This is a genomic window from Streptomyces olindensis (assembly GCF_040645895.1).
GTDB lineage: Bacteria > Actinomycetota > Actinomycetes > Streptomycetales > Streptomycetaceae > Streptomyces > Streptomyces olindensis.
The window spans coordinates 1-4,000 of sequence record NZ_JBEYZD010000160.1 but is presented as its reverse complement, the minus strand read 5'-3'; the positions used below and the strand labels follow the sequence as shown (position 1 = coordinate 4,000).

4 protein-coding genes are annotated in these 4,000 nt (G+C 73.2%); all 4 read left to right on the top strand.

Annotated features, from left to right (window positions below; translation table 11 throughout):
• Positions 1-528: 528 nt before the first annotated feature.
• Positions 529-1,479, top strand: coding sequence for an N-acetylmuramoyl-L-alanine amidase (locus ABZ948_RS40835; protein WP_359768191.1), 951 nt, complete (start codon positions 529-531; stop codon positions 1,477-1,479).
• A gap of 158 nt (positions 1,480-1,637) precedes the next feature.
• Entirely contained in the window at positions 1,638-2,453 is an 816-nt protein-coding gene (locus tag ABZ948_RS40830) for a hypothetical protein (RefSeq protein WP_359768190.1), read from the top strand.
• A gap of 98 nt (positions 2,454-2,551) precedes the next feature.
• On the top strand, positions 2,552-3,562 hold the full coding sequence (locus ABZ948_RS40825; RefSeq protein WP_359768189.1) for an LLM class F420-dependent oxidoreductase: 1,011 nt from the start codon (positions 2,552-2,554) through the stop codon (positions 3,560-3,562).
• Between the two features lie 46 nt (positions 3,563-3,608).
• Positions 3,609-3,902 (top strand): hypothetical protein, encoded by a 294-nt coding sequence (locus ABZ948_RS40820; protein WP_031112118.1) that lies wholly within the window; start codon positions 3,609-3,611, stop codon positions 3,900-3,902.
• Positions 3,903-4,000 lie beyond the last annotated feature (98 nt).

The following is a 4,000-nucleotide window of genomic DNA, read 5'->3' as shown; positions in this document are numbered from 1 at the left end:
ACCGGGCAACCACCACCGGCCGGGACGAGCAACGGCCCGCCTCGCCCCGGGCCGGCACGGGAGCGAGACCGGCAACACCGGGCAACCACCACCGGCCGGGACGAGCAACGGCCCGCCTCGCCCCGGGCCGGCACGGGAGCGAGACCGGCAACACCGGGCAACCACCACCGGTCAAGACGAGCAAGGGCCCGCTCCGGCCCTGGCCGACACGGGAGCGACGACGGCAACGCCGGGCAACCACCACCGGCCGGGACGAGCAACGGCCCGCCTCGGCCCCGGCCGACACGGGAGCGAGACCGGCAACGCCGGGCAGCCACCACCGGTCAAGACGAGCAAGGGCCCGCTCCGGCCCTGGCCGACACGGGAGCGACGACGGCAACGCCGGGCAGCCGCCGCCGGTTGGGCCGTGCAACGGCTCGCTTCGGCCCCGCCGGCACGGCGGCGATGGTGGCGACGTGAGGTGGCCGCCACCCGTTCGGGCCGTCCTGGGTCCGCGTCGCCCCGGGCGCGGCCGCTAGGGTGGCAGGCGTGTCGTACGCAGGCCCGGACTTCGAACCTCCCCAGCCCCGCCGCTCCCGCCGCGGCCCCCTGACCGTCGCGCTCGCCGCGCTGGTGCCGGGGGCGCTGCTCGGCTGGCTGGCGTACGAGACGGTGGGCGGCTCGGGGGACGGCGGCGGCCCGGACCGGGCGACCGTACGGTCCTCGCCGCCCGCCGCGTCGGACGCGCCCTCCGACGACGCCAAGGAGCCGGGCGCCTCCCCGTCCCCCTCGGACGCGCCCGCCACGTCCGCGCCCGCCGCCTCCGGCCCGCTCAAGGGCAAGGTCGTCGTCATCGACCCCGGGCACAACCCGCGCAACTTCCAGCACACGTCCGAGATCAACCGCAAGGTGAACATCGGCACGAACTGGAAGGAGTGCGACACCACGGGCACCTCCACCAACGACGGGTACACCGAGGCGAAGTTCACCCTGGACGTGGCGCGCCGGATGCGCACGCTCCTCGAAGAGCAGGGCGCCACGGTCAAGCTGACGCAGGACGACGACCGGCCGTACGGCCCGTGCGTGGACGAGCGGGCCCGGATCGGCAACGAGGCGAAGGCGGACGCCGTGGTCTCGGTCCACGCGGACGGCTCGGGCGCCGGCAACCGCGGCTTCCACGTGATCCTGCCCGGCGCGGTGCACGCGGGCGCCGCCGACACCCGGGCGATCGTCGGCCCTTCCCGCGACCTCGGCGAGCGCGTCGCGGGCCGCTTCGTGGCTGTCACCGGCAGCGCGCCCTCCAACTACATCGGCGACGGCAGCGGTCTCGTCACGCGTAAGGACCTGGGCGGTCTCAATCTGTCAACGGTTCCCAAGGTGTTCATCGAGTGCGGCAACATGCGCGATAGCAAGGACGCGGCGCTGCTGACCAGTGGCGCGTGGCGGCAGAAAGCGGCGCAAGGGATCTCTGAGGGAATCGTGAGTTTCCTGCGTGGGTAGCTCTCGGCGGGCTGGTCCCGGCGGACACCCTGATCGGGCGGACGATAGTGTCCTCCTTACGATGAGGGGCCACCCCCGCGCTTCACACAGGGGCCAGACGGCGACAGGGTGACAGCGACGCCTCCACCGACGATGAGACGACCTACGAAGGACCTGAAGTGAATATCCGCTCCCTCACTCGAGGCGACGGCGTGGTGATCGGAGCAGCGGTGTTGCTGTTCATCGCGTCGTTCCTCGACATCTATTCGATCGATGGTGCGCCCGACAGCCTCGAACTCCCGAGCCTCTGGGGAAGCGGGCCGGTGGTGCTCGGTGTCGTGCTGGCGGGAATCATCGGGGCCGCGCTCGTCGTCGTCTCCCGGGGCCTGCCCCAGCCGCCCAAGGTCGCGGGTCTGGACCTCGGTCAGTTCGGCGCCGCCTTCACGATCTTCGCCGCGTGGAGCGCCCTCGGCAACGTCTTCGACCCGGGCGGTGCCGTCGACAACGTCGGCAGCTCCTCCGACGGCCCCAACGCCGGCACGGGCCTGATCCTCGCCCTCGTCGCCACGCTGCTCATGGCCGCCGCCGCCCTCGCCACCCCCCTCGTCCCCGCTCTCAAGGGCGCCCTCATCCCGGCCCCCCGCCCGGCCGCTCCCCAGCCCTACGGCGCTCAGCCGCAGGGCGGTTACGGCTACCCGGGCGCCCAGCAGCCCGGCGGCTACGGCCACCCGCAGCCCGGGCAGCCCTACGGCGGCCAGCCCCAGCAGGCGCAGGCCCAGCCGCAGCCGCCGGCCGGGGACTTCTCGCCGTTCTGGTTCGCGGTGCCGGTGCCGCGGCCGCTGTTCGCGGAGGACGGTTCGCCGACGCCGATCGCCGAACTCGCGCCGGGCACCTGGTACCTGGCCGTCGAGCAGCGCGGCCAGGCCCTGGTCGCCCAGACGCAGGACGGCCGCCGCGGTGTCCTGCAGGACACGTCGGGCATCCAGCGCGGCTGAGCCCACGGCTCCTCGCACGGCCCCTCGCCCTTCCGGGCGGGGGGCCGTTGCCGTACAGTCGTCGCCTCCGTCAGCTGACACATCGTCAGGAGGCAGCCATGCGGCTCGGTCTCGCGCTCGGCTACTGGGGCCGCGGCCCCTCCCCCGACCACGTGCCGCTCGCGCGGGAGGCGGAGCGGCTCGGCTACGACTCCGTCTGGACGGCCGAGTCGTGGGGCTCGGACGCCTTCACGCCCCTGGCCTGGATCGCGGCGCACACCTCACGGATCCGCCTGGGCACGGCGGTCGCGCAGATGGCGGCCCGCCCGCCGACCACGACCGCGATGCACGCCCTGACCCTGGACCACCTCTCCGGCGGCCGCCTGATGCTCGGCCTGGGGCTGTCCGGTCCGCAGGTGGTCGAGGGCTGGTACGGCCGCCCGTTCCCGGCCTCGCCGCTCACCGCCACCCGCGAATACGTCGACGTCGTACGGCAGGTGCTCCGCCGCGAGGCACCGGTGGTGTCGGCCGGCCGCTTCCACGCCCACCCCTACCGGGGCCCGGACGCCACGGGCCTGGGCAAGCCCCTCAGGCCCATCACCCATCCCCTGCGCCCGGACCTGCCGGTCCTGCTCGGGGCGGAGGGCCCGAAGAACGTCGCCCAGACGACCCGGATCGCCGACGGCTGGCTGCCGCTGTACTGGTCGCCGACCCGGCCGGAGGTCTACGGCCCGGCCCTGCGGGACCTCCGCGAGGGCTTCCTCGTCGCGCCCCTGGCGCAGGTACGGGTCTGCGCCGACGTGGCGGAAGGCCTCCTGCCGGTCAAGGCCATGCTCGGCTTCTACATCGGCGGCATGGGACACGCGGCCCGCAACTTCCACGCCGACCTCATGGCACGCATGGGCTACGAGGAGGAGGCCCGCCGCATCCAGCGACTCTTCCTGGACGGCCGACGGCAGGAGGCCGTCCTCGCCGTCCCGGACGCCTTCGCCGACGAGATCTCCCTGGTCGGCCCCCGCGAACGCATCGCCGAACGCCTGGAACTGTGGCGCAAGGGCCCGGTGACGGACCTGCTGGCCCTGGCACCGGACCGGGAAACGCTGCGGGTCCTCGCCGAGTTGAACTCCTGAGCGATTCCCGGGGTTTCATCCAGACTTCAAGGGCAACCCGAAGGGCATGTCCCCTCGATATCGCAACGGCGCGAATCAGGCCGGCACGATCATCGCGGTCGTCGCCGACATCATGGCCCTCATCCTGGGTCTGTGGATTCTGATGTACCTGCTGGACGCGAACCGGGCGAACGACTTCGTCCAGTTCATCCACGACGCGGCCCGCTGGCTGGCCGGCTGGTCGCACGACCTCTTCACCTTCGACGAGGCCTGGGCCAGGGTCGTGGCCGGTTACGGCCTGGCAGCGGTGGTGTACCTGTTCGTCGGGCACGCCATCGCCAACCGAGTACATCGGCACTGATGCCCTAGGGGGTGTCCGCAAAGTCCCGTCGTTCGCCCGGAGGGCGGGCCCTGCGGCGTTCGGTGCGTGCTCTCGGCGTGCCGGGCGGACGCCCGCGT